This window comes from Fodinibius saliphilus (assembly GCF_005869845.1).
Classification (GTDB): Bacteria; Bacteroidota; Rhodothermia; order Balneolales; family Balneolaceae; genus Fodinibius; species Fodinibius saliphilus.
Window position 1 is genome coordinate 1,787,938 of sequence record NZ_VAWF01000001.1, and the last position, 26,851, is coordinate 1,814,788.

The following is a 26,851-nucleotide window of genomic DNA, read 5'->3' on the forward strand; positions in this document are numbered from 1 at the left end:
ACCTTCGTCTACATTAAATTAATAGGTTATCAAAATTATTCTGCAATAATATCGCATAAAGCGAATACATTATCACATCGTTTTTTACTATTGAACGCATTACCTTTACTTATCTTACCGTCCATTAGCCTTAGAACGATCTAAAGCAACCGCTTCGTCGCCTAAAATCGATTTCAAGCCACTTAAAAGTTCTTCGTTAGGATCTACAACAAACTTGCGCACGTGCATCTTAAAAGGACGTTTTGCCTCTTTACTCAATACGTTAAAACTTACATTTGTTTCTCCCTGGTTTTGCTTAAATAGCTCTGCCATAGCTTCCAGATCACTTTCAGCAATATAATTTGTGTCAATATCAATCTTGAGTTCTATCTGGTCTTGGTATTTTTCTCTCATACTTTCGATCCGTTCAAAACTATTTGCAATTATCTGCAACTTTCCACGGGATGAATCAAAGTTACCATCCACGACTACCCGGGTATCTTCTTGAATCATTCCCAGATTACTGTCATATACATCATTGAATACTACTACTTCAACTACACCATTTCGATCTTCCATTTCCAAAAATGCAAAGGGGCGGCCTTTCTTGTCTGTCACCCTGTTCACTTTGGTTATAATACCGGCTACCCGAACATTGGTGCGATCATTAAGCTGTTCAAGCTCATCAGAGTCAAGAGTATGGGAGCAGAAAATGCGCACATCTTCACTAAATTTGTCTAAGGGATGCCCACTCAGATAAAAGCCAATTAATTCGCGCTCTTTATTGAGACGTTCAATATTTGACCACTGCTGAATAGGTTCTAACTCTGGTTCATCAATAGCCGAAGCACTATCACCGCCATCGCCAAAAAGGTCTGACTGGTTCGAATCTTCCAGCTCTTGCACACGTGACCCATAGCTAATAATAATTTCCATGTGCTGTAATAACTGCCGCCTGTTGGGATTCAGTGAATCAAAAGCACCTGCCTGGAACAGGCTCTCGAGTGTGCGCTTATTACATAATCGGGAATCGATACGGCGGGCAAAGTCAAAAATGGATTCAAACTTACCATTTTCTTTACGCTCTTTAACGATCTCCTGTACCGCATTTGACCCAACCCCCTTAATGGCCTCCATCCCATACTGAATATGCCCATCTACAGCTACAAACTTACCTGCACCAGTATTTATATTGGGAGGATCTACGGTAATATTATTTCGACTACACTCCTCTATAAACTTCGAGACTTTATCGATGTCTCCCATATTATGGCTCAACACTGCTGCCATATATTCTGCAGGATAGTTGGCCTTAAAAAAGGCCGTTTGATAAGCTACTACAGAATAAGCCGCCGAGTGAGACTTATTAAAACCATAGTTGGCAAACTCGGCCATAATGTCAAAAAGCTCTTCGGCCTTCTCTTCACCAACACCGTTTTCAATAGCACGAGTGGTAAAAATCTCGCGCTGCTTATCCATTACCTTTTTCTTCTTTTTACCCATCGCACGACGCAGCAAATCCGCTTCTCCAAGCGAATAATTGGCAATCTTCTGAGCAGCTTTCATAATCTGCTCCTGGTAAATCATAATACCATAAGTGGGCTTAAGTAGCTCCTCAAGGTCGGGATGTGGATATTCTACCTCACTACGCCCGTGTTTACGATCGATATATTCGGGGATAAACTGCATAGGACCCGGCCGGTACAGGGCGTTCATAGCAATAAGGTCATCCAGCTCGGTAGGTTTCAGCTGTTTGAGGTATTTACGCATCCCATCCGACTCAAACTGGAAAGTCCCAATAGTATTCCCATTTTGATACAGTTCGAATGTCTCCTCATCATCTTCGGGAATCTCATCCAGCTCGTAATGAACCCCATGGTTCTCTTCTACATACTGAATAGCAGTCTTCAAGATAGAGAGAGTTTTCAATCCCAGGAAGTCCATCTTCAGCAAACCACATTCCTCGGCATGCGGTCCATCGTACTGGGTAATAAGCTCTTTATCCTTAGAAAGGGCTACCGGCACATATTCACTTATTTCGCCCGGAGCGATAATAACACCGGCAGCATGAATCCCCGTCTGTCGCGCCGACCCCTCCAATGTTCGGGCAAAGCGCATCATTTTCTGCACCTGGGGATCGGGATGATCAAAAAGCTGCTTAATATCTTTGGCCGACTCTGGATTCTTTGACGGATCCAATACCTTATCAAAAGTATTTACTCCCGGCTGATCGGGAAACATTTTGGTAATACGATCTACCTCCTGCAATGGCACGCCCAACACACGACCTACATCCCGTATGGCTGTCTTGGCTTTCATTGTACCATAAGTGACAATCTGGGCTACTTTATCACGCCCATATTTTTCTACTACGTAATCGATCACTTCCTGGCGCCCGGTATCATCAAAATCGATATCAATATCGGGTGGACTTACACGCTCGGGATTCAGGAACCGCTCAAAAAGAAGATCGTGCCTCAACGGATCAATATTAATAATGCCCAGGCAGTAGGCAATGATAGAACCGGCTGCAGATCCACGACCCGGCCCAACAAATACTCCACGATTACGCGCTTCTGTGGTAAAATCCTGGGTAATCAAAAAGTAACCAACGAAGTCCATTTCGCTAATGATCTTCAGCTCCTGCTCAATACGCTGGCTAACTTCTTGCGTTATCTCACCATATCGCTCTTTTGCTCCATCGTAGGTAAGTTTCCGCAAATATTCATACATCGAATCATACTCATCCGGAATACTGTAATGCGGTAGCAAAAGCTCAGAACTAAGATCGATATTATCGACCTTTTCAATAATTTCATTTGTATTGTCAATAGCCGAAGGCAGGTCACTAAAAAGTTCTTCCATCTCCTCCGGAGTCTTCAAATAGAAATCGGTGTTTAGATTGTTATTATCATCTGTAAACCGAAACCTGTTGGGATCATTGATATCCGCATTAGTCTGTAAGGCCAATAGGATATCGTGCGCCTCCGAATCTTCTTCTTCGACATAGTGGCAATCGTTAGTAGCCACCATCTTTACATTATATTCCTTCGACCATTTTACAAGTACTTCATTACAACGGTCTTGGTCTGCCAAGCCATGGCGTTGTAGTTCGATATAATAATCATCCCCAAATACATTTAGATACCATTCAAAAAGTGCACGGGCATCTTTTTCTTCGCCATTAATAATCGTTTGGTTAATCTCACTGGCAATACAACAAGTAGTAGCAATCAACCCCTCGGCATGTTCTGCAAGTGTTTCTTTATCAATGCGGGGTTTATAATACATACCCTCGGTATATCCCAGCGAACACAATTTTGACAGGTTTCGGTATCCCGTCATATTCTTTGCCAAAAGAACTTGGTGGTATCGCGTTCGGTCTTGCTTGTCTTGCATCCCCGAAGGGGTGATATAAAACTCACAACCGATAATCGGTTTTACATCATGCTTATGCGCCTCATTAACAAATTCCGGTACCCCAAACATATTCCCGTGATCGGTAATAGCAATCCCGGGCATCCCATGCTTCTTAGATTTTTTTATGAGCTGACTGATGCTGGCGGCACCATCCAGCATACTAAATTGTGTGTGATTGTGGAGGTGTGAAAAGTTCATTCAGGCGATTTAATTTAGATCTGATCTTGTGACAATAATACGATTCCTGAGCCACAATATTAAGGGCATAATCCAGAATATTGTATTGTGAAATTGTAGTCATTCCAGGCTTCAAAAATGGCGGTTAGTGAAGCATTCTCAGTCTTAAACCGTTATCTCGATGCAACAGATTTGGTTATAATTTCCACCCCTAATCACCTATTAACTGCAAGAAAATAGAGCGTTCACGAGCCCTGTTATCATGATTAATGATAACTATTTGCTGCCAAGTGCCCAGTACCGGTTCCCCATTATGAAGCGGCACCGTAATACCGGGTCCCATCATAGTAGCTCGCATATGGGAAAACCCATTATCATCTCCCCATGTTTCCCCATGTCGAGTTTTCTGATCGTGAGGCGCAAACTCTTCAAGTTTATCCTGCATATCCTGCACCAACGCAGCTTCAAACTCAATAGTCGAAATTGATGCGGTTGAACCGATTGGAAAAATGTGTATCAATCCTTCTGAAAAATCACTTTCGGCAACAAACCGCTCAACCTCTCTGGTAATATTTTTAATATCTGAAAACCCTTCTGCATCAATGACTAGCTGTTTGCTAATGATCTCCATGCTATTTTCCCATTTTTGACTTTAATGAGGTATTACGTCCTAAAAAATCCAGCAATGCTGTTGAATAAACCTCTCCTGATTCCCAAAATCCTGAACCGTGACTGCCCTTTAGCTCTACAAATGTCTTGGGCTCGTTGGCTACCGCATACAACTCTTGCCCATGATGGAAAGGCACGACTCGGTCATCTCGGCTGTGGGCCATAAACAAAGGGGCATTAATTTGTTGAACATACTCTTTTGTTTTGTATTCGTATGTTAGCAACCAACGTACCGGCAACCATGGATAGAGATCTGCTCCCAGATCTGCTGCTGAAGTAAAAGTGGATTCAATAACTGCGGCGGCAGGATCTTTACGAGCGGCCAGCCAAGCAGCAACTGCTCCCCCCAGTGACCGTCCCATAATTACAATATCATCATTATTCATCTTCTTTTGATTCACCAAATAACTCCAAGCTGCAGAAATGTCACGATAGGTTCCTTCTTCGCTGGGTTTCCCTTCACTCCTGCCGTATCCACGATAATCGAATATAAATACATTACAGCCCAAACTATTAAGAAGCTGAATACTCTGAAGACGACCCGAAATATTCCCGGCATTACCGTGTGCATATAGTATGGTAGGGGCTGAAGGGTTTGCAGTCACAAACCATCCATGGAGCTTGAGGTTATCCTCGGTGTGGAAGTTAGCTTCTTGATAAGAAAGGCCTATACTTTGCGGGGTAGCGATCAACTCTTTTTGAGGATGATAGGTCAACTTTGATTGCAATAGGTACATTAATAAGAGAATCAGCATATAGCCGATTAGTACGCTGACTCCTATCCACAATATCGTCTGCAGCATACGCATATTCATATTCAATTTACTATTGACTCCAGATCTACTGACTCTGCAAGTTTATGGTTTTTAATCGGTGATGTGTCGCTCCCTCCGAACTCAGTTTGCTTTCATATAGCACAAATTCAGAAACACGGACCCTGGGCAACTGAAACTGTTTATACTCATTAATAAAAGAAGTTACCTTTTGTTTAGAGCACCCTTTTAGCCGGGCCATAGTAATATGAGGTTTAAAGGGGCGAACCTCTGTTTTAAACCCCATAGCGGCACATAGTTGTTCTATTTTATTATGTAACTCTGCCAAACGTTTATTTTTGACAATTCCCGCCCATAATACCCGTGGCTTTCTACCCTGCGAAAAAAATCCCATCCCCTTTATAACTAACGAAAAAACCGGATGCTGAATTTTTGATAATCGCTTTTGTAATTTTTCAGCTTTTTCAACTTCGGTCTCTCCTAAAAACTTGAGCGTCAAATGAAGCTGGTTTTGTGATTGCCAACGCACCCCCTCCATAGCATTCTGTAATTCAGCAAGCTTTTTCTTTGCTGAATTCGGTATAGGAATGGCAATAAAAAGTCGCATTAGTGATAACGTACCTCGAAACCTTCATATTCGTCCGTTGCCTCTTCTAGGCTAACATCAATATTGTCTACCCTGCTGGCACCGGGCCCCTGTTCACATCGGTTAAGCATCTCCCGGATATGATCAATGGGGCCTGCGAATACAGCTTCGACACGTCCGTCAGGTAAATTCTTTACCCATCCGAATACGCCAACTTCTTCAGCATTAACTTGTGCAAAATGGCGAAAACCAACGCCTTGTACCCTTCCTTCGATAAATACATGAGCTTGTTGCATATCACAAACACTCTTTATGTTAACTCTTTAACTCTCAATAATATGTTTAGAACTATTCGTTCAGGGCAAATGTAGCAATCTAATAGGAATTCTCTAACTAAAAACGAATTATAAGTTTAAAGTTTGTATTTTTCCGGAGAAGAACTTGTTTACATTGATTTTTAAAGATTCATAAATTTAATATGACACTTACACAACTCTCATATATTGTAGCTGTTGACCGGTATCGCCATTTCGCTACAGCTGCTGAAAAGTCATACGTTACACAACCAACGCTAAGTATGCAGATCCACAAGCTGGAAGATGAGCTTGATATTACTATTTTTGACCGATCTAAGTCGCCAGTGATACCAACTGAAATTGGCGAAAAAATTATTGCGGAAGCTAAAAAGATGCTGAAACAGGAAAAACATATTGAAGATCTGGCATCGCTGCGTGATGAAGAACTTCGCGGTACCTTTCGTATTGGCATAATTCCCACAATAGCACCATACTTGCTACCACTTTTTCTACGTAACTTCCGAGAGAAGTATCCAGATGTGCGTCTCATTTTTGAAGAAGTTATAACAGATGATGTTTTAGATCTGTTGGATCAAGACCACCTAGATATTGGAGTTATTGCCACACCAGCCGATCGTGGTAATATTTTTGAAGAGGATCTCTATTATGAACCGTTCCTGGGATATGTTTCTGAAGACCATCCACTGGCCAAAAAAGAAGAAATATCTGTTGATGATTTAACAGGTAGTGACCTTTGGCTACTAAATGAAGGACATTGCTTTCGGGACCAAACCGTCCAACTGTGCAAAAAATTCCGTAAAAACCAACTTGACGAACAGCGTATTGAATTTGAAAGCGGGAATCTGGCTACCTTAAAACAGCTTGTTGAACAAAACTTTGGTATGACACTCCTCCCATACCTTGCCAAAAATCAAATTGATGCACAATGTGCCAAAGCACACCTACGTCATTTTAGTGATCCGGTACCCCGTCGTAAAGTTCGAGTTGTTTACAGCCGAGAATATCTTAAGACGAATGTGATCCAGGCATTCAAAAAAGAAGTCATGAATGTTATCCCACAAGAGTTAACACAGCCTGATGAGGGATTGCTTGTTGAGTAAGGAATATGCAAAAAGCTTACTTAGTAATTTTGCAACAGGTTCGATACCTTTGAGGCTTATTTTGAATTGCCAAACACCCGCATAACCTTTGGATCATTCTATATTACTCTGGACGGTCTTCAATATTTTCATCATTGCGATGCTAATTATTGACCTAACCGTCTTCCACGACAAAGATGACAAAGAAACAATCCGCCAAGCCCTCATCTGGACCGGCGTTTGGATTACATTAGCCCTAATTTTTGGTATTGGCGTCTACTACTATATGGGTACCCAAACAGCTCTGGATTACTATACGGGTTATTTAATTGAAAAATCGCTTAGTGTTGATAATATCTTCGTCTTCTTGTTGGTATTCTCTTACTTCAAAGTACCTGCCGAATACCAGCACAAAGTTCTTTTCTGGGGAATTTTTGGAGCTCTTATCATGCGATTTCTCTTTATATTTACGGGTGTTGCCCTTCTCGAACGTTTTCACTGGATCATCTATGTATTCGGAGGGTTCCTTGTCTTTACTGGCATAAAACTTGCTTTTGAAAAAGATAAGGAAGTCCATCCGGAACGGAATCCAATCTTGAAGCTTGTCCGCAAGATATTTCCCACGACAAAGAACTATCATGGATCGGCCTTTTTCATACGAAAAATGGGTAAACTAATTGCCACCCCTCTTTTTGTGGTGGTCGTAGTTATTGAAACAACCGATGTTGTGTTTGCTCTTGATTCTATTCCGGCAATTCTTGCAATTACCCGTGATGAATTCATCATATATAGCTCAAATGCTTTTGCAATTTTGGGGTTGCGAGCTCTTTATTTCGCCTTGGCCGGTATTATGAGACTCTTCCATTACTTACATTACGGACTCTCAATTATATTAGTCTTTGTGGGTATTAAAATGCTGATTACTGATTTTTATCATATACCTACACCTTTTGCACTCGCATTTATTGCTCTTGCTCTCACCATTTCTGTTATTGCTTCTATTATGTATCCGCAAAACGAAGCTCCAATTGCCGAAGAAGATATGCCTGATGAAGAATAATTTATTCTCATGAATTTAGAAGCTTTCTCCATAAAATGGTTTGCCCTTTATTATGTTGTATTAGGAATATCTCTTATCGGAAGTGGCAGCTATCTCATCCTAAAAAAACAACAGTTAAGCCAATTTCTGCAAAAGGCCGCAGACCAAGAAAGGCCACCCCCTATATTCATTAGAGTCATTAAGTATTTTCTGCTATTTACGCTGCCCGGCTTATTCCTTTCTTTTACTCCCTTTTCATTAATTGAACTTCTGTTCACTATTTGGAGTTTACTAGTAGTCTATATAGCAGGAATCCAATTGGTCCGCTGGAAACAAAATCGCCTTTTGATAAAAGCTAATTCTGAAGACTTACCGATGCTAATTTCAAGATGCGGTGCCATAATGGTGGCAGTGGGCTTTGCAATATTCCTGCTTGCATACTTAGTAATTAACCGAACTCCTATTTAATGAATATCACAAAAGCGGAATATCACGGTATTCTGCTTCCTAATTTGAATATTGGCTTTGATTATAGCGGTACTGAGACCCAACATACATTTATTTCTCATGCCCATGCCGATCATATGCCTCGTAACCGTAACAGCAACGTATACTGCACAAAAAACACCTTGAAGCTTATGCAACGCCGAGGGTTCAAGGGTGAGGCAACAGTACTCGATTTTAATGAACCTTTTGATACAGATCGTGCCCGTATCACGCTCTTTCCGGCGGGTCATATTTTGGGTTCAGCTATGGTTTATGTCGAAAGTGAGGAGGGGACAGTACTATACACTGGGGATTATAGAACACCGCCCTCTCCCGCCAGCGAAGGTTTTGTCATGCCCAGGAAAGTTGATCACCTCATCACAGAGGCCACGTTTAGCCTGCCCATTTATCGCTGGGATTCTCATCAAGAGCTGGGCAACAAAATTCGAACATTTGCAGCCGAAACGCTTGCCGATAATCATACCCCCGTTTTTTTGGCTTATAACCTAGGCAAAGCACAAGAAGTAATGCATTTCCTGTCTCCATTGAATCATCCTGTACAAATTCATGGTGCAGGCTATAAAATGTGTGCAGTATATGAAGAAGCTGGCATTGATCTGGGCAGGTACTCTACCTACAATCGCGAGAGCTGCGAAGGCAATATCTTAATCACTACTAATTCAGCTCTCAACAACGGTTTTGCTTCAAATGTTCGAAAAAAACGTATTGCCTATTGCTCAGGTTGGGCTAGCCGTGAGGCCACGAGGTCCCAACTTACTGTCCATAAACTAATTCCCCTTTCTGACCATCTTGACTTTTTTGAACTTATACAACTATGTGAGGAACTAAGGCCTAAAAAAGTTCATATCACTCATACTCCTAACGCTGATGTTGTTCGCCATTACTTAAAACAGCGAGATATTAATTCTCGTTTTTTAGACCTCTAAAAAAAAGAGATTAATACTAGTAGCTGTTTTCTATTAACAACTTTATCTATGACTCATAACGCATTCCAAAAATTAGCTAAGACAGTACAAGAGATTAACGAGACTCGGAGTACGAATACAAAAATTGCTATCTGTGCGGATTACTTTCAATCAATTAAACAAGATGAGGATTTAAATCGGGCTGCCCAATTTCTGGGTGAAGGTGCTTTTTCTGACTTGTCGGGCTTACGTGCTTCTGTTGGCAGCCGAACCTATTCAACCTGTGCAGCTAACTTCTGTGAAATTGATTACGAAAAAGTATTTAAACCCTGTAAAACTGCTCTGGGAAGTGCCTCTGAAGCGATAGAAAAACTTATGCGCAATATTGAGGTAGCCAGAGCTAAAAGAACTCCTACTCAGTTATCACTAAAACAGGTAGAAAAACGATACCAAGAACTTGCAGAGCTCTCTTCGCGTGCAGACAAACAAAAAGTTCTGCGCAATAGCTGGAAGAAAATGACCCCATTGGAAATAAAATACTTTATCCGAATAATGAGCAGAGGCTCACTCCGCATCGGATTTGAAACCAAGAGTGTAGTTTCGGCTTTGGCAACTGCCTTTGATAAAAAATTGGAAAATGTGCGCTATGCCCACATGATTACCGGAAGTATTGGAAAAACAGCTGTACTCTGTAAAAACGATAGTTTAGACCAAGCAACTTTTAAGCTGTTCCATCCTTTGTCATTTATGTTAGCTTCTCCTATCGAAAGCCGGAGTATCGATAACTTGCAACCCTACTTCGCAGAAGAAAAGTTTGACGGCATGCGTGCCCAAGCACATATAAATGATCAACAAGTTGAGCTATATTCCCGCGACCTTAATGATATTACCCATTCATTTCCCGAAATTGTTGACTTCTTTGCACAACGCAAACTACCCGGCACCGTACTGGATGGCGAAATCTGCGTATTTAAAGATGACGAAATTCTCCCCTTCCAACTGCTCCAGAAACGCATGGGGCGAAAAAAACCGACCCAAGAATTCATTGACCAATTTCCTGTACTATTTATCTCTTATGACTTACTCTTTAAAGAAGGTCAGCCACTTTTTGACAATTCATTTAACCAGCGAAGAGCAAAACTGGAATCGTTAGCAGATACACACACTCTACCTATTACCAACCAGTTCAAAGTTAACAACCATGAACATCTGGAAAAGCTATTTAACAGGGCCCTCGCTCACGGTAATGAAGGATTAATGCTAAAGAAAAAAGAAAGCTCATATGAATACGGACAACGACGAAAGTCGTGGTTAAAAGTTAAAAAACCTGCTGGTACTCTCGATACCATACTGATGTATGCCCATGCCGGCAGCGGCAAACGTGGTGGCTACTATTCTGATTTCACCCTAGGTATTCGGGTAGCAGAAGATGAGCGATATGAAGAGGAGTTCATCCCAATTGGAAAAGCGTATGGGGGCTATACAGATAAAGAAATGAAGCGACTGAATAAAAAAATTAAAGATTTAACAGTTGAAAAGTATGGACCTACCCTAGGTCTGATTCCCAAAATCGTAGTAGAGCTAGAATTTGATGACATCCAGATAAATAAACGTACCAAAGCTAATTATACACTTCGGCTCCCGCGTTTTAAAGCTATACGCTGGGACCTCGCCCCCTCAGATACGGATACCCTTAAAGATGTAGAACGAATGTATCAGAAAAAGATTGATCAAGACCGATTGAAGCAAAACGAAAACCCCTCATTCACATTCGAACAATGAGGGGTTTGTTGTGTAAACACCTCAACCTTGAACCGTTAATTTACTTTCTATATTCTTTAAAATTGGCTGAATATGTTTTTGAGCAGTCTTTTTCTTGACGTCAAAGGTTCGCCACTGTGACATCTTAACCTGCTTTATTAATTGAATTGATACTTTAGAACCTGAATCAACTTCGATAACCCGTACACTTAACTTATAACGTTCGTCACTATCAGATCCCATAGTACGCCCGCCACTTACAGAAGCTGAACTGCCTGCTTGCCTCCAATCAGTTTTTATGGTACCTGCCTTCTTATTAGAAGAAGTGATTTCCCAACCGTCCTGTATAAGCATTTTTGACTTATAGTTTTTCACCTCCTCTTTGACTACATCAAAAGCCTGTTCTGGTGATTCTTGATAAGTTTGGAAAGTAAGTCCTTTTTGCTGGTTATCAGGCAATTGATAAACAGACCCACTGCCTGCGCAGCTAACCATTAAAAATACAGCGATCAATAAATTTATAATGATTGATTTCATATGTACCCCTTATTTTTCTCTCGATAATTAATTCTCTTTTAATAATGGCATAATTTTATACATTATCAAAAGTATGTAGTTTTTTTAAACAATAACCTTTTCCTAACATGAGTAGTTGGACTCTCAAATCAATACCACCCCACGACTGGTTTTTATGCCTCGATATCGATCAATATTTTGATCACGAACATGATCCCGAAAAGACTTTTGAAGAGGGATTCACCCGCCCCATTCCTATTGGAGATCGTGACACTATAATTACCTCTTTTTTTAATGGTGACCCAGAAAATCCAGAGTTTCATTTTGAGAGCCCCGAATCACTTACCAAAGAAGAGATTGAAGAGGCAAACAAAAGCTTACGCCGTATCTTTGGCACCGATCTGGATCTACGCCCAATGTATGATACACTTGATGATGATCCTGTTATCGGTCCTAAGTTAACAGAACTCTATGGATTAAAACGTATGTCCCGGGCAAACCTTTTTGAAGATACCATTAACCGTATTATTGAGATGCGCCTGTCACACAAGCCCACAGCAAAAAAAATGGTCTACAAGATCAGAGAAAACTATGGTTCCCTTGTTACAACTAACGGCAACAGTTTACCCGCCTGGCCCAGACCACATCAATTGGTAAAAGCCAACCCTATTGCTATTCGCAAATTGGGACCTACAAAAAGGAAGGGAGAATTTATTATAGGTTTTGCCGAAGATATTCTTTCAGGAGAGCAAAATTTAGAACAACTGGAAAACTGTGACCCACAAACATTTTACAATACCATTAAAGAAGTACGAGGGGTTGGTCCTACCTCAGCTCAACAACTTATGCTATTTAGGAACCATACCAATGCTTGTTTTCCCAGTAATAAAACATCGGGGGAAGAGAAAGGGCTTCGAAAATGGATTGTTATGAGCTATGGAGGAGATCCGGATACAATAACAGAAGATAACTTCCAGGATATGATCTCTAAATGGGAAGGCTATGAGGCGGCAGCATTGGAATTTATGTTTGTGAATTGGATACTTAGCGAAAAAGAGAAAAAACAGAGAAAGTAATTCACTTCTATGTCCGCTTTTTCTTTTACGAAAAAGGGTGATAGTTACTTCTATTATAACCAAACAACCCTTTATTAAAATGTTCTAAACTACGTGTAAAAAGCACCTTAGAATATTACAATGTAGCTTTGAGAGTGGTTAATTATTTTTTTGAAACCGCTTCCAAATCTATTTTAATATGCATCACTTGTATACCTAGTAAAATCTATGTACCATAAAAAACAGGTTTTAACATAGTGTTAAGTATGTTTTATGAAAAAGCTGAGTATTGACCAAGTTGCAGAATTAGCATATGTCTCTCGTTCGGTAGTTTCCCGTGTTCTAAATAATCACAAAAATGTAAGTGATGAAGCTCGAGAACGTGTTATGAAAGTGGTAGAAGAGCATAACTACCAGCCAAGCTCTGTTGCAAGGGGACTTGCAACCAATAGAAATTATGAAATTGGTATTGTAGCCCCTCGCCGATGTGATGAAACTCTAGGAAATGGCTTTTGGTCTCTTTTACACCTTGGCATTTTTGAGGAATGTATTGATAATGGATATTTCGTGACCTTATCACCCATCTCTACCGATAAAGGGGCTGACATTAATGAAAATATCTTGGACGAGAAGCGTCTGGATGGCTACATCCTATTGACCCAAGAGGTGACAGACTTTGTCATCAATAAACTCAAAGAACAAGATGTACCAATGGTAGTTGTGGGCCATGATGAACAAAACCATGAAATAACCTCTATTGATGTAAATAACTTTTCCGGTGTAAAAAAATCCACAACCCACTTAATTGAATTGGGGCATAAGCGTATTGGAGCTATCATGGCCAGTCCCAATATGAAAGAATCGGTTGATAGAATTAACGGTTATAAAGCAGCCCTGAATGAAGCCAATTTACCTATTACTGATAAATACATTGCTGTTGATGACTATTCGCAACGCCACGGCTATTCGACTATGAAAAAATGGATTAAAGAAGGGCTGGATATTACAGGGGTTGTCTGCATGAGCGATACCTTGGCAATGGGGGCCCTGCTTGCTCTACATGAAGAAAGCATTCCAGTTCCAGAGGAATTTTCGGTTGTCGGTTTTGATGACCTACCCATTGCTCAATATACCATCCCCCCTCTTACCACAGTGCAACAACCAATCTATCAAAAAGGGCAACGAGCTGCTAACCTTCTTGTCAATCAAATTGAAAATAAGGAGGCGAATATTGTGCATGAAAATTTAGAGGCCGAACTAATAGTTCGCCAAAGCTCCGATATTGCCCCACAAAAATAATGGATTCCCCTACTTGGTATCTCTTCAACAATTTGTATTAAATAGAGTAAAAAAAAGGTGATGTACCAGTCGGCACACCACCTTTTCTTTTTATTGATTCTTTCTATACTGAACAAATCCTTCAATAGCTTCGTATTCAGCAAAGCCAAGCTTATCATAGAGCTTTGCTGTTCCTCGATTACGCTGTTCAGATCGCTGCCAAAATTCACGTTCATCAGGGCCGGGAAATAACGGGCGATCTTTTTGTGACTGGTGCTTAAAAATAGCACGGCGTTTTTTAGCTAACTCTTCTGGGCTTAACGGTACAGCCATCTCAATTTCGTTAATTTCCCACTCTTGCCATGCACCGCGATATAGCCACACATAACAATCTTGGTACCAATCGTCGTCTAAACACTCTTCAAGAGCCGAGAATATTGCCTTAAGGCAAACACGATGTGTTCCATGCGGGTCTGACAGGTCTCCCGCTGCATATACCTGATGGGGTTGAACTTCGCGTAAAAGATCAACAATAATATCCACATCGTCTTGCGACAACGGTTTCTTTTTTACACGGCCCGTCTCATAAAACGGCATATCAAGGAAGTGCAATTGATCTTCAGGTACTCCACAATACCGCGCTGCGGCTTTGGCTTCGCCTCGTCGGATAAGACCTTTGATCTCTTTTATTTCATCGGTATCAACTTGACCAGGCTCTTTGTCATTTAAGAACTGCTTAATCTCTTTCAGCATATTATTAGCTTCATCCTGCTCTATGCTAAACGTATCGTTATAATCAGAAACAAAATCTACGAACCGCACAACATCATCATCAAAAACAGCGATATTACCAGATGTTTGGTAGGCAACATGTACTTCGTGGTCATGTTCTACAAGACGAATCAACGTACCCCCCATCGATATTACATCATCATCAGGGTGGGGACTAAAGACGATAGCTCTTTTAGGAAACGGTTCGGCTCGCTCAGGTCGATTTTTATCCTCAGCATTGGGTTTACCACCGGGCCAACCGGTTATAGTATGCTGTAACTCATTAAATACTTTTAGATTGATATCATAGGCGGGGCCGTATTGCGTAAGCAAATCTCCCATGCCATGCTCATTATAGTCTTCATCCGTTAATTTGAGAACCGGTTTATCAACTTTCTGACACAGCCATACCACAGCTTTCCGTATCAGCTGATCGTCCCAGTCACAACTTCTTAGCAACCAGGGTGTTTTCTTACAAATCAGTTCATCCGCCGATGCAGTATCCAAAACTACTTCAGCATTATCATGTTTTTGTAGATAGGTGGCAGGAACACTTTCACGAACTTCCCCTTCTACCGTTTCTTTAATTATAGGAGCCTTCCCTTCGCCCCAAGCCATCATAATAATACGATCAGAATCGAGAATAGTACCTACCCCCATTGTAATAGCTCGTCTTGGGACATACTCTTCACCGAAAAAGTCGCTTGCTGCATCTTTTCTAGTAATTTTATCCAGCGTAATGAGGCGAGTCTTGGAATCTGGGCGTGAACCGGGCTCGTTAAAACCAATATGTCCTGTTCTACCAATACCCAGAAGTTGAATATCGATCCCCCCCACTTCAGCAATTTTCTGCTCATAATCTTTGCAATAATCCTCAATCTCCTCTTCTTTAATTGTCCCATCCGGAATATGAACCTGCTCTTCAGGAATATCTACATGGTTAAAAAGCTGCTCATCCATAAACCGAACATAACTTTGCAACGAGTTCGGTTGCATCGGATAGTATTCATCCAAATTAAACGTAATTACATTTTGAAAAGAAAGCCCCTCTTCTTGGTGCATACGAATGAGTTCAGCATATACATCAGTTGGGGTTGACCCGGTGGCTAAGCCCAATACCAATGAATCATTTTGCTCTTGCTTTCGACGTATTTCATCAGCAATAAGCTGAGCCACATATCTAGAACCTTGTATAGATTCATCAAAAATTTTAGTGGGTATATTTTCGTAATAACTAAATCGCGTTTCTGAAGCTCGGTAATTCATTGTTAGTTTTTAGTTAAAATAATAGATCTCAACTCATTCAAATGATTGTAATGTCGCTGAACCTTAACAATCAGTTCGTGTTATCATAGGTTAAAATCTGCTACACCTAGCAGACAAATGTTAATGTTATATTATAATGATCCCGCCGGGACCCTGTCTTACAACAAAAGTCCCGGCAGATCAATTAGGTTTAAGCATAAGGTTATTGCTTATCCCACCAAACACGGGTTACCATATCATTTGGTCCTTGTCGGCTTATTACTTCTTTATAATTCTTTGCATTGAGAACCGACTCTGTTCCTTGTGGATAGATCATTCGGCGTGGTATTTGTCCATTTGTTTGGTTACCGGCCGGTGGATTATTACTGTCTACCATTGCTGGCTCCAAGTCAGGGTATCCACTGCGACGGAAGTTACTCCAGGCTTCATAACCATTGAGGAATACGGCTGCCCAGTATTGGGTATTTATTTGTTCTAACTGTTGTGCTTCAGTACCACCTGTATTAAAGGGATTATTGGCCAGGTAATTGTTAATTTCTGCCGAAGCAATATCTGCCCCTCCATCAGCATCATAAAGTGATAGGTAGTTCATGGCAGCTCGAACCCCATCATTATAGTGTGTTTCGGCAGTACCCGAAACAGACCAACCACGAACAGCTACTTCTGCCAACATAAATTCTACTTCGGCATAAGTTTGGAAGAAAGTCGGATCATCACGATCTGCCAGCATAGGATTCACCCGCGAGTAGTCAGCCATATCTCCGGTATAGCTTGAATGACTCTGAACGGAAGTAGAAGTATATCCACTTGGGAATCCTAAAGGGGGCTTATTATCCTGAGCATAAATATCAATACGTGGATCATTGCGGTTATCTAACCAATCAATAAGCGTTTGTGCAACATATTCATGATCGCTACTGTGGCTTAATACTTCGCTAACAGGATTACTATTCATACCTGCCGGACCATTATTTGGCCCATCTTGGTGTTTAACCATAGCAATATCCTCATTACTGGTCATGACACCACCAGGAGCCGAAATCGCAGCCTCTGCTTGGTTCTGGGCTTTACTGATATCTACCTTAACCAACCGAAGTGCCAGTCGCAGTCTCAGTGAGTTAGCAAACTTCTGCCACTTTGTGACATCCCCGTTATAAAGCAGATCATTACTACCAAACGAAGATTTTGATCCATCCAACTGCTTTACTGCTGCATCCAGTTCAGAAAAGAAATCGTCATAGATATCTTTTTGGCGATCGTAAACCGGGGTAAACTCGCGATCAATAAACCCTTTGCCCGCTTCTGAATAAGGCATATCACCATATAGATCGGTAATACGATGGTATATAAACACCCTCATTATTCGTGCTATGGCGAGTTGATTATCGACGGTTTCTCCGGCCTCTTTCTTTTTCTTGAGCTGATAAACCAGATCCTCAACATTTTTGACCTGTGCCCTGCTGGAAATACCGGTTCCAGAAAATGCTGTATTCCAGAAAGACGTTAACCAGCCAACACTCTCAGTATAGTTATTGCCACCCCCAAACCATACATTCACAAGGTGTTGCACAATATTTTCACTATACAGAAGGTTTGCACGCCAGACCTCATAGCGTGTCCCTGCTGTAGCTAATTGAATGGTAGTAAGCTGCATCTCAGGGGCAACCTGATTTACAGTTGTTGGATCTTCATTCATGTCTCCAAAATCACTGAAAGAGTCACAAGAAGTAACAAGCACTCCAACCAGTAACAAAGCAAATACTATAGGTGTTATTTTAGATAAGTATGATGTACTCATAATTGATAGAATTCATTTATTAGGTTTATGCAGTGCTTTTAAAAGCCAATATCGATGCTAAATCCGAATGACCTTGCACCAGGTACTCCCGCCAGCTCCAAACCTTGGGAATTATTTCTGTTAATAGTTGCTTCTGGATCTACATTCGGTACTGAATTGTAGATGTAAAACAGATTTCGTCCTGTTGCAGAAAGTGTTGCAGTTCGAATTGGGAGTTTGGCAATCAATGATTGAGGCAGCTGGTAGCTTAATTGTAACTGCCGTAGCTTCACAAAGTTTGCATCATACACAAATTCCTCAGCTATATTTTGCTCGATATTGCCATAGTAAGCCGAAGGTAAAACAGCCGTATTGTTTTGACCTCCATTAATATCTACTCCATCGGCAACGAAACAAGGGCTATAAGGGGTCCCTGCTTGATCACATCCAGCACGCCCTTCCAGGGTGTTCTTATGAAGTCCGGCACCGTAAGCATATGAGTTTGTTCCAGAGAATATTTGCCCGCCCCAATGAACACCTACTAAGGTATTCAAGCTCCAGGATTTATAAGAAACAGTATTGCTCCAGCCCAATGTCCAGTCAGGTGTACCTTTACCCAAGACAGCTTGCTCATCAGATTGAACCGGCAATCCGTTTTCATGAATAATATTACCGTCCGCATCTCGCTTATATTTATATCCTCTTATCGTTCCGTATTCCTCACCAACAGTTGCGGTAATAGTAGCGGTTTGGGTTCGGCTTTGTTCCATCAACAGGACTTCTTGTTCTCCCGCTAATTCTACTACTTCGCTTTTATTTTGAGCATAATTTAGACTGGTTTCCCAAAGAACATCCGTTGTATTAACCGGTATACCACTAAGTAATAATTCAATACCACTATTATCTAACTGACCGGCATTAATCATTCGTTCACCAAAACCGCTAGTATTAGAAATAGTAGTTGATAAGATTTGATTTGTTGTTTGACGATCATACCAGCTAGCATCAAGGCTCAGGCGATCATCAAAGAATCGCAGGTCAAACCCAAACTCCAGTTCTTTCGTTGAAGTAGGTTTTAATGTTGATAATGGCACCACATCACCACCAACTGTAGCAGCAGATTGACTTTGATGGGTAAAGTTTAGGACAGCGTATGTAAGGTTTAACTGGTAGGCATCCGTATCACTTCCAACTTCGGCCCAAGATCCCCGCACTTTACCAAAGCTAAGCCAGGAAGGCATTGCAGAGGAAAATGCTTCAGAGAATACAAAACTTGTACTAATTGATGGATAAAAGAATGCATTTCCATCTTTAGGGAGTGTTGAAGACCAATCATTCCGTGCTGTTAAAGTAAGATATAGATAGTCGTTATAAGAGAAATCAAATGAACCATAAACAGAGTTCACCTGCTTTTCAGAAAAGTCATAATTTGGTGTTACACTCGACATATTGGAGATAGTTCTAAATTTCGGAACTTTGAAGTCACTCCCTGAAACACCAACGGTTTCATTTTTCCTATAACTTATTGCTCCACCTGCAGTAGCTTTGACAGCGATATCAGAGGTTATCTGTCTATCAATTTTAACTATTAAATCAGTAGTATTTTCCAGCACTCTGAATTCATTTTCTAACATATCGCCACCCATTCTATATGCAGTACCCCATGGGGTAAAACTCGTACGGCGCAGTGTATACCAATCTAACCCTGTTCTAGCTTGCAGAGAAGCCCAATCTGTCAAATCATAACTCAAGTCTACGTGCCCAATAATACGATCTTTGTTATCATCAGTATCGTACTGATTAACAACCCAATACGGATTATTTACATAGTCATTACTACTAAACGTCTGTTCGGTGCCATCTTCAGTCATGTAATTATTCTGAAGAGCATCTAAACCAATATTCGGCGGTAAGATAGCAACAGAGAAGTTTGCATTACCCGGACTATCAGAAAGCCAAGGCCTGTTGTTGGCAGTTTCATCAATATAGTTCGCTTTTACATCTGCTTTCAACTTTCCAACCGTCTGTGAACCACGTAACGTCAGTGATAACCGTTCTAAGCCTGAGTTAGGAACGATACTTTCTGAATCAAAATAAGTAGTCGAAAAATAGTAAGTCGAGTTCTTGTCGCCGCCCGATAAAGACAAAGAGTTTTTACTGGAAACGCCGGTCTCATAAAATTGATTAAGCCTATCACCATGACTAACATACGGACGCTTCTGCCCGTCAAACTGGACTACAGAAGAACCATCTAAAGGGGCGCCCCAACTACTCAAACCGGTATTCCGTGCTTCAGTTTGATTTTGTGGCTTTTGCCCCTGGTTTCCTTGCCCATATTTACTTTGATAGTCAGCAAATCCAACCATAGCGTCATTCCAGGTAAAAGTACTACTTACATTCAAAACAGGACCGCGTTCAAGCCCTTCACCAGACTTTGTTGTAATTACTATAACTCCATCACGAGCACGTGCACCATATAAAGCAGCGGCACCGGCTCCTTTTAAGACACTGATATTTTCAATATTCTCAGAGTTTATTGATGAGATACCATCTCCCCCATCGAAGCCACCCCACTTTCCGGCAGATCCAAAGTTTGTATTATCAATGGGTATACCATCAACAACATACAGCGGCTGGTTATTACCATTTAATGAAGAAGATCCACGAATAGTAACACGAGATGAAGAACCTGGACCGCCCGAAGTCGGACTTACATTAACACCTGCTACCGTTCCCTGTAGTAGATTAGCCGTATTCGTTTCAGTTGCAGTAACTAAATCTTTTGACTCTACTTCTGAAACAGAATACCCCAACGATTTTGACTCTCTTTTAAGGCCGAGTGCTGTAACTACAACATCATCTAACGCTTCAGTCTGTGGTTCTAACGTTACTGATATTTGAGACCGACCATTGAGCTCAATAGTCTTCTTTCCAAAACCTACAAAGGAAAAACGTAATGAAGTATTTAAGTTCGATACATTAAGTGTAAACTCTCCATCGGCATCAGATGTTGTTCCTTGCTGAGTACCCACTTCTATAATATTTACTCCCGGAAGTGGACTTTGGTCATCAGCAGATAGAACTGTTCCCGAAACAGTACTGCTTTGTGCTATTGCGGGAACAGCACCTACCAGCAAGACGAACATGAAACAAATTACTGCCATGCCCCCCCTTACTAAGATGCTTTTCGCAAAGCAAGATGCAATTCGACTATCGTATTGATCTTTCATAATTTTATCTTTTTAGTGTTAGATTGATTTTATAAGAAGACGTATCGAACTGAGTATCCGCGTCTAATACTATCCCCTATTTTTTTGTATGAATGATATCCTTCTCTGATTTACATGTGCCAATCTCTAATACATCAGATGCATAATCACATCGATGTTATACAATTCTAAAAAAACTAGGGTTCTGTCATATAGCAAGAATCCCCATTACTTTGGAACCGCTTCCACAACCGAAATGCATCTTTACGGTCTTTAAATACACTTTTAACAGATATACCTTTCCCATTGATGTTATACAGAAAAGTGAATCAGTTTCTTTTTTTTAAAGAATGTCCTTTTAACGTTTCATCTCAATGCTTTCTTTTATGATCCCTTTTGGATAACACGTCGCAGGTTTTTCCAATGCTTTCCCTTCATTGCTGTATCAGTAAATAGTGATATACCATCGGCACCAGCATCCATGGCATATTCGAAAGCTTGGGCCAACTCCTTTTCATCCATTGCAGGTACAAACAAACCACTATATAAAGCCGTTGTTTTAGGAAGTTCATTTCGAGCTTCCTTTACTGCTTCAGCAATCCATGAGAGGCCCTTATCGTAAAAGTTGTGATACATCATTGGTAAAACAGCATCGAGATCCCAGTCGGGCCAGTTCTGGCGGACTAAGGTACGTGCAATATCAGGGGTAGGAAATACGGCGGCAGTAAGCAATCGATTTTGTTCATGCACATCAAGAGCGATCTTATTCACCAAAGTAGTAACCTGGTTATACCGATAAAGCTTCCACTCCCGACTTTGAGCAGGATCTTTCAACTCCAGTGGATCTGTCCCATACTGTTCTTTAAATCGCTGTCGACATACCGAACAGTAGCAGTAATCGTACTGGGAGTACTCTTTATCCTGTACAATATCATACTTGGGTTGTAAACTTATAGGTAAGATTACATCCGGATAACGAATATAATCCAGGTGGATACTTTTAATTTCTGTATATGCCAACAGCTCAGACACTTCTTCGCGGAGATATTCATGTACAGGCTTACGCGACGGGCAAAACCATTTATAGTAGTCTACATAGGCCGGATCTGATAATGAAGATTGCCCCTTCCGATTTACCATAAACCACTCGGGATGCTTTTGTTGAGCCTCCGTATCACTACCGCGCTGTAGACTCACCAACCAGGCATGTACCTCGATCCCAACCTTCTCGGCAGCCGGAATAATGGTATCAAAATTTTTCTGCGGTAATATAGCATCGAAACCAGCCTTTTTTAATTTCTCCAAGCGGTATTTCCAATCATCAACCGACCCCTCTGTTTCTGTTATCCATGCCCAATTCTTTGACAGCTTATGATTTCGCAATCTAACTTTCTGACCACCAAATGCTTTTGATAGGTTAAAGCCACTGGCGACTCCTGCTAATGTAGAACTTGTATACTTCAAAAATGTCTTTCTATCCATAAATAACACTTCTTTTTACTGTTATAGTGCAGTGCTCCAAACCCTGCCATTCTCACGAATATACCAACGTTTCCCACTTTCCGGCTCTTTGATCTGTATTTCAAAGGTGTGTATACTACTATTGATAGCCACAATCGAGAAGTCTGGAAACTGCTTCGTCAAACCAAGCTCATCTGCTATGAATTGACTTTTCAGGTGTTGCGGATCTGAAGTAAAAGAACCTTTATTTTTTTTATAACGATATTGCTGATAATACAATCTTCGCAAATACCACTTAATATTTTCTTCTTTATCCAAACTGGAAGAATCTCCAACTTCTTTAGCAAACTGTATATAGCCCCACATCTCGGGATAATGCATATTTACAACCCCCTGCGGTGACCAAACCCAGTTATCCTCAGATAAAGGTTCGTTTGTATCAGGATCTGTCACCTTTCGATACGCCCCTTCTTCGGATTCAAGCTTCCACTCTACACGCGAAAAATTAATTCTCCACTGATCTCCAACAGATGGACGGTTTCCATCTTTAGAGGCTTCTTCCAGGTCTTTCCAGGGGATTGCAAGCTCTACTGTCCATCCCGAATCGATATCAGCAGGATTGTTTAGCGTGCCCTGAATATCAATACCTATTTTTAGATCTCTCATATCCCAAGAATCTATAGCTTTCCCTCCTGTACGATAAGGCTCCGTAAGCATCAGGTCCCAAAAGGTACCCAAGGCATTCACTTCCAGCTCATAATACTGGTGGGTGTCTCCATCAGGATCTACAAACACCTCAAAATTATTATCATGAAATATGACGGCATCTCTTTCTTTGAGTCTTGCCCAAACATGAGGTTCTTCCAGCTGAGCAGCTATATACAAATAGGTATCATCCCATAACATTTTAACGGTTGTACGATATCTCGGCTTTGATGCACTCTCCCCTTCAATATCCAAAAACGGGTCGGTCCATATTGTCCGTTGCCACCCGTTCTCATTCAGGCTACCATCGATTGTCAACGGATTAGAAACCTTGGGCGCAACATATGTTTTGGGATTAAATTTGATAGCAGGAGCTTCATTTTGCGCTTTCCCGATCTCAACAAAGAGAAATAACAAGATCACAAAAGCTACTATTGAGTCGCTTTTCAGTATAACATTCATTTTCTTGGTTGCTGGAATATTAACTTTCATGCATGATGAGTTTTTTTCTTTTTAATTTCTTGCCAGATTGAAGCAGCGGCACCTAAAATTGCAGCGTTCTTTTCAGTAAGGCTGGAAGGCAGGATATCTACTTCATTTTTAAATATCTCCAACAGATGTTCTTCCATGTTTTCTTTTGCCGGTTCTAAGATAAGATCTCCTGCTTTTGCTAATCCCCCGGATACCACTATCGCTTCGGGATTCATACAAGCTACAATATCTGCTAGTTTCAATCCTAAAATTCTACCGGTATACTCAAAAGCCTCTAGTGCAACTACATCATCACAGCGTGCTGCTTCCGTAATCTTCCTTGCATCCATTTCTGCTGACGTAATATTTCGGAGTGTGCTTTTGTTTCCCTTTTCTGATAGTATTTTCTGTACCGTTCTTACTAAACCCGGAGCAGATACATAGGTTTCCAAACAGCCCTGACGCCCACATGAACAAGTGCGTCCATCATAATATACAGTAGTGTGCCCAATCTCTCCGGCATGACCTCTCTTCCCCATTACAAGCTTTCCATTGGCAACAATACCGCATCCCAGCCCAGTGCCCAATGTAATTGAAACAAAGTTTTCCATTCCACGTGCGGCACCATATAGCAGCTCTCCCACTGCCGATGCATTCGCGTCATTGACTAAAAAAGCAGGCAAATTGGTATACTCTTCTAACACACTGACAACAGGAACATTGTCATTCCAATCTAAATTTGAAGCACTCTCTATAGTGCCCAGGCAAGAATTGCCTGTAGGAGCGCCAATACCAATTCCTTTTAAGTTTAATTCGACATCAAGTGATGATTTTAATTGAATCACTTGATCGAATAAGTGCTTAAAAAAATGTTGATATGTTACTGATGAATTGGTCGGAATAGCATTATAAGCCAAAAGCCCCCCTTCTTCAGATACCAATCCGAATTTTGTCCATGTTCCGCCCAAGTCTACGCCGACCACACCATCTTGCATTATAGCTTCTGTTTTACCTTAGTGTTAAAAAAAATTAACCCATATATGTTACTATTTTCGATAATACTCTTCTAGAGTAAACCCACTGGAAACGTTTCCAAACTTCATATTTCATACTCTTTGGTTCTAATAAACCACCTAATGTGGTACAATACCTATCTCCAAATACTTTTAAGAAAGCCTGTACACTACCTCTAGTCAGTATTATTCCTCAAATAACTCTTCGTCTTCCGGTCTTATTTGTATGAGTTTTCTCCATGATTTAAATAAATAAACACTTGCTGCTATCGAAACAATGGTAATAACACTGGCCAATGTCCAACGTCCGTATATCCAATACCCTGTAGCAAAGAGGGTTCCATAGATTGCAACAGATCCTAATGCCATGCATAAGATTCCTTGGGGCACCCGCCATGCTTCATCCTGAAGTGGTTCCAAATTGTTTTCCTCAGCTTCGGCTTCTTCAATAACTTTTTGCCAACCAGGTCCACCAGGTCGTGCAACCTCACAAAAATTAACCAACGTTTCTTTGTCCGTTGGCCGGGTATATAACGTAACCAACACCCAACCGATCGTTGTAATAATCACACCTGCAATAAGCTCTTGCCAAGACGTTAAATCAGGCAACCCTGTATGAGTATGAGCAAACTGAAAATACATAGCTACTAGAAAAGAGATCACCATCGCGGCAACCTCACTGGCCGCATTTATACGCCACCAAAACCAGCGTAGAATAAAGAGTAAGCCGGTTCCGGCCCCGATCTGCAAGATAATCTGAAAACTGTCCAGAGCATTACGCAGGAATAATGCCAATGACCCGGCAACAATCATAAGTACCGCTGTAGAAATTCGTCCTACCCTAACTAATTCTTTTTCTGAGCTTTCCGGACGGACAAATCGTTTATAAAAATCGTTCACCAAATATGAGGACCCCCAATTGAGGTGAGTAGAAATTGTGGACATATAAGCTGCTGTTAGCGACGCAACCACAATCCCCAGCCATCCTGTAGGAATAAAAGTAAGCATTGCCGGATAGCCCATATCATTATCGGCAACAGAAGCAGCATCTGGAAAGGCTTCTTTCATAGATGCAATATCAGGAAACACAATAATAGAACACAAACCTACAATAATCCATGGCCATGGGCGAAGCGCATAGTGTGCGGCGTTAAAGAAGAAAACAGCAGCAATCGAGTTATTTTCATCTTTGGCAGCAAACATTCGCTGAGCAATATATCCACCGCCACCTGGCTCAGCTCCCGGGTAGTAAACGCTCCACCATTGAATAGCCAATGGGATAATAAAAATACCTATGGCCTGGGATGGATCTGAAAAATCAGGTAAAATATTAAGCTGGGTGATTACTTCTTTATGATTGAGCAATCCTTCAAGCCCCCCTACTTCGGGATGATCCAGCGCAACATAAGCAGCAATAAGACTACCCCCTATTGCTAAAAAGAACTGAAAAAAATCGGTGAGTAACACTCCCTTCAACCCTCCAAGCGAACTGTAAATAACTGTAACAACCCCGGTAATTACCACTGTTTGCACAGGGGTAAGCCCCATCAGTACACCGCTAATCTTAATTGCTGCAAGTGATACGGTTGCCATCACCACAACATTAAAAAAGAATCCTAAATAGATCGACCGGAACCCACGCAAGAAAGCCGCCATTTTACCACTATATCGCAGCTCATAGAACTCCACATCGGTAAGTACTCCCGACCGTTTCCACAAGTTTGCATATACAAAAACTGTAAGCATGCCTGTAAGCAAAAAAGCCCACCACACCCAGTTTCCTGATACGCCATCGGTTCTAACAATATTAGATACCAAATTAGGAGTGTCCGTAGAAAAAGTGGTGGCTACCATTGAGATCCCCAATAACCACCATGGCATATTTTTACCTGCAGCAAAAAACTGGGTGGAATTTTTGCCGGCCTGCCGGGCCACCCAAAGGCCGATGCATAGTGAAAAAAGTAAATAGGCACAAATAATGGCCCAATCTATAGGGGCTAATAGCATAAATGTAGACTCTAATTAAAAAGATCGTTTAATATGGCTGATACAATAATAATCTCCAAGGATAGCATGCTAATGTTTTGGTTGTAACTATCACCTAGCAATGGAAACCA

The 26,851-nt window shown here is 41.1% G+C and carries 20 protein-coding genes; 7 read left to right on the forward strand and 13 right to left on the reverse strand.

All coding sequences use genetic code 11. The annotated features are described in order from the left end of the window. Positions 1-114 precede the first annotated feature (114 nt). From dnaE to FCN14_RS07550, 5 genes are all read right to left on the reverse strand, one after another. On the reverse strand, positions 115-3,597 hold the full coding sequence (gene dnaE / locus FCN14_RS07530; RefSeq protein WP_138430586.1) for a DNA polymerase III subunit alpha: 3,483 nt from the start codon (positions 3,595-3,597) through the stop codon (positions 115-117). A 190-nt stretch (positions 3,598-3,787) separates the two neighbouring features. Beyond that, positions 3,788-4,207, reverse strand: coding sequence for a secondary thiamine-phosphate synthase enzyme YjbQ (locus FCN14_RS07535; RefSeq protein WP_138430587.1), 420 nt, complete (start codon positions 4,205-4,207; stop codon positions 3,788-3,790). Between the two features lies 1 nt (position 4,208). Beyond that, complete coding sequence (locus FCN14_RS07540) at positions 4,209-5,060, reverse strand: alpha/beta hydrolase (protein WP_138430588.1); 852 nt, start codon at positions 5,058-5,060, stop codon at positions 4,209-4,211. Between the two features lie 25 nt (positions 5,061-5,085). Further along, complete coding sequence (gene thpR / locus FCN14_RS07545) at positions 5,086-5,625, reverse strand: RNA 2',3'-cyclic phosphodiesterase (protein WP_138430589.1); 540 nt, start codon at positions 5,623-5,625, stop codon at positions 5,086-5,088. Beyond that, positions 5,625-5,900, reverse strand: a complete 276-nt coding sequence (locus FCN14_RS07550) for an acylphosphatase (RefSeq protein WP_138430590.1) — start codon at positions 5,898-5,900, stop codon at positions 5,625-5,627. Before FCN14_RS07550 ends, thpR begins: the two co-directional genes overlap by 1 nt. A gap of 182 nt (positions 5,901-6,082) precedes the next feature. Here FCN14_RS07550 and FCN14_RS07555 point away from each other — a divergent pair, with 182 nt between their 5' ends. From FCN14_RS07555 to FCN14_RS07575, 5 genes are all read left to right on the forward strand, one after another. Beyond that, a complete protein-coding gene (locus tag FCN14_RS07555; RefSeq protein WP_138430591.1) occupies positions 6,083-7,021 on the forward strand; it encodes a hydrogen peroxide-inducible genes activator in 939 nt (312 codons plus the stop codon). 88 nt (positions 7,022-7,109) lie between these two features. Continuing rightward, a complete protein-coding gene (locus FCN14_RS07560; protein ID WP_138430592.1) occupies positions 7,110-8,060 on the forward strand; it encodes a TerC family protein in 951 nt (316 codons plus the stop codon). A gap of 9 nt (positions 8,061-8,069) precedes the next feature. Next, positions 8,070-8,507, forward strand: coding sequence for a hypothetical protein (locus FCN14_RS07565; RefSeq protein ID WP_138430593.1), 438 nt, complete (start codon positions 8,070-8,072; stop codon positions 8,505-8,507). Beyond that, complete coding sequence (locus FCN14_RS07570) at positions 8,507-9,472, forward strand: MBL fold metallo-hydrolase (RefSeq protein WP_138430594.1); 966 nt, start codon at positions 8,507-8,509, stop codon at positions 9,470-9,472. Before FCN14_RS07565 ends, FCN14_RS07570 begins: the two co-directional genes overlap by 1 nt. 48 nt (positions 9,473-9,520) lie before the next feature. Next, a complete protein-coding gene (locus FCN14_RS07575) occupies positions 9,521-11,233 on the forward strand; it encodes an ATP-dependent DNA ligase (protein ID WP_138430595.1) in 1,713 nt (570 codons plus the stop codon). A gap of 21 nt (positions 11,234-11,254) precedes the next feature. Here FCN14_RS07575 and FCN14_RS07580 read toward each other — a convergent pair whose 3' ends face one another. Then, complete coding sequence (locus tag FCN14_RS07580; protein WP_138430596.1) at positions 11,255-11,749, reverse strand: outer membrane protein assembly factor BamC; 495 nt, start codon at positions 11,747-11,749, stop codon at positions 11,255-11,257. 107 nt (positions 11,750-11,856) lie between these two features. Between FCN14_RS07580 and FCN14_RS07585 the strand changes: the two genes are divergently transcribed. Together FCN14_RS07585 and FCN14_RS07590 are read left to right on the forward strand one after the other, a co-directional pair. Continuing rightward, positions 11,857-12,804: a DNA-3-methyladenine glycosylase family protein gene (locus FCN14_RS07585; protein ID WP_138430597.1), complete on the forward strand. Its 948-nt coding sequence runs from the start codon at positions 11,857-11,859 to the stop codon at positions 12,802-12,804. 252 nt (positions 12,805-13,056) lie between these two features. After that, entirely contained in the window at positions 13,057-14,082 is a 1,026-nt protein-coding gene (locus FCN14_RS07590; RefSeq protein ID WP_138430598.1) for a LacI family DNA-binding transcriptional regulator, read from the forward strand. 90 nt (positions 14,083-14,172) lie between these two features. Here the strand turns inward: FCN14_RS07590 and nagB are convergent, their stop codons facing one another. From nagB to FCN14_RS07625, 7 genes are all read right to left on the reverse strand, one after another. Next, complete coding sequence (gene nagB, locus FCN14_RS07595; protein ID WP_138430599.1) at positions 14,173-16,098, reverse strand: glucosamine-6-phosphate deaminase; 1,926 nt, start codon at positions 16,096-16,098, stop codon at positions 14,173-14,175. Positions 16,099-16,300: 202 nt separating this feature from the next. Continuing rightward, complete coding sequence (locus FCN14_RS07600) at positions 16,301-17,896, reverse strand: SusD/RagB family nutrient-binding outer membrane lipoprotein (protein ID WP_138430600.1); 1,596 nt, start codon at positions 17,894-17,896, stop codon at positions 16,301-16,303. Between the two features lie 38 nt (positions 17,897-17,934). Beyond that, complete coding sequence (locus FCN14_RS07605) at positions 17,935-21,105, reverse strand: SusC/RagA family TonB-linked outer membrane protein (protein ID WP_212747583.1); 3,171 nt, start codon at positions 21,103-21,105, stop codon at positions 17,935-17,937. Positions 21,106-21,468: 363 nt separating this feature from the next. Continuing rightward, on the reverse strand, positions 21,469-22,566 hold the full coding sequence (locus tag FCN14_RS07610) for a family 10 glycosylhydrolase (protein ID WP_138430601.1): 1,098 nt from the start codon (positions 22,564-22,566) through the stop codon (positions 21,469-21,471). Between the two features lie 21 nt (positions 22,567-22,587). Further along, on the reverse strand, positions 22,588-23,742 hold the full coding sequence (locus FCN14_RS07615; RefSeq protein ID WP_138430602.1) for a carbohydrate-binding family 9-like protein: 1,155 nt from the start codon (positions 23,740-23,742) through the stop codon (positions 22,588-22,590). Further along, on the reverse strand, positions 23,739-24,716 hold the full coding sequence (locus tag FCN14_RS07620) for an ROK family protein (protein ID WP_138430603.1): 978 nt from the start codon (positions 24,714-24,716) through the stop codon (positions 23,739-23,741). The genes FCN14_RS07615 and FCN14_RS07620 overlap by 4 nt, the downstream gene beginning before the upstream one ends. A 204-nt stretch (positions 24,717-24,920) precedes the next feature. Next, a complete protein-coding gene (locus FCN14_RS07625; protein ID WP_138430604.1) occupies positions 24,921-26,741 on the reverse strand; it encodes a sodium:solute symporter family protein in 1,821 nt (606 codons plus the stop codon). Positions 26,742-26,851: the final 110 nt, after the last annotated feature.

What these genes read in the sequence shown, in the direction of transcription:
- FCN14_RS07550 (WP_138430590.1), bottom strand. Translation starts at nt 5,900, where the DNA reads ATGCAACAAGCTCATGTATTTATCGAAGGAAGGGTACAAGGCGTTGGT.
- FCN14_RS07570 (WP_138430594.1), top strand. Translation starts at nt 8,507, where the DNA reads ATGAATATCACAAAAGCGGAATATCACGGTATTCTGCTTCCTAATTTG.
- FCN14_RS07600 (WP_138430600.1), bottom strand. Translation starts at nt 17,896, where the DNA reads ATGAGTACATCATACTTATCTAAAATAACACCTATAGTATTTGCTTTG.
- FCN14_RS07535 (WP_138430587.1), bottom strand. Translation starts at nt 4,207, where the DNA reads ATGGAGATCATTAGCAAACAGCTAGTCATTGATGCAGAAGGGTTTTCA.
- nagB (WP_138430599.1), bottom strand. Translation starts at nt 16,098, where the DNA reads ATGAATTACCGAGCTTCAGAAACGCGATTTAGTTATTACGAAAATATA.
- FCN14_RS07625 (WP_138430604.1), bottom strand. Translation starts at nt 26,741, where the DNA reads ATGCTATTAGCCCCTATAGATTGGGCCATTATTTGTGCCTATTTACTT.
- FCN14_RS07585 (WP_138430597.1), top strand. Translation starts at nt 11,857, where the DNA reads ATGAGTAGTTGGACTCTCAAATCAATACCACCCCACGACTGGTTTTTA.
- FCN14_RS07605 (WP_212747583.1), bottom strand. Translation starts at nt 21,105, where the DNA reads ATGAAAGATCAATACGATAGTCGAATTGCATCTTGCTTTGCGAAAAGC.
- FCN14_RS07615 (WP_138430602.1), bottom strand. Translation starts at nt 23,742, where the DNA reads ATGAAAGTTAATATTCCAGCAACCAAGAAAATGAATGTTATACTGAAA.
- dnaE (WP_138430586.1), bottom strand. Translation starts at nt 3,597, where the DNA reads ATGAACTTTTCACACCTCCACAATCACACACAATTTAGTATGCTGGAT.
- FCN14_RS07575 (WP_138430595.1), top strand. Translation starts at nt 9,521, where the DNA reads ATGACTCATAACGCATTCCAAAAATTAGCTAAGACAGTACAAGAGATT.
- FCN14_RS07540 (WP_138430588.1), bottom strand. Translation starts at nt 5,060, where the DNA reads ATGAATATGCGTATGCTGCAGACGATATTGTGGATAGGAGTCAGCGTA.
- FCN14_RS07565 (WP_138430593.1), top strand. Translation starts at nt 8,070, where the DNA reads ATGAATTTAGAAGCTTTCTCCATAAAATGGTTTGCCCTTTATTATGTT.
- FCN14_RS07590 (WP_138430598.1), top strand. Translation starts at nt 13,057, where the DNA reads ATGAAAAAGCTGAGTATTGACCAAGTTGCAGAATTAGCATATGTCTCT.
- FCN14_RS07580 (WP_138430596.1), bottom strand. Translation starts at nt 11,749, where the DNA reads ATGAAATCAATCATTATAAATTTATTGATCGCTGTATTTTTAATGGTT.
- FCN14_RS07620 (WP_138430603.1), bottom strand. Translation starts at nt 24,716, where the DNA reads ATGCAAGATGGTGTGGTCGGCGTAGACTTGGGCGGAACATGGACAAAA.
- FCN14_RS07610 (WP_138430601.1), bottom strand. Translation starts at nt 22,566, where the DNA reads ATGGATAGAAAGACATTTTTGAAGTATACAAGTTCTACATTAGCAGGA.
- thpR (WP_138430589.1), bottom strand. Translation starts at nt 5,625, where the DNA reads ATGCGACTTTTTATTGCCATTCCTATACCGAATTCAGCAAAGAAAAAG.
- FCN14_RS07555 (WP_138430591.1), top strand. Translation starts at nt 6,083, where the DNA reads ATGACACTTACACAACTCTCATATATTGTAGCTGTTGACCGGTATCGC.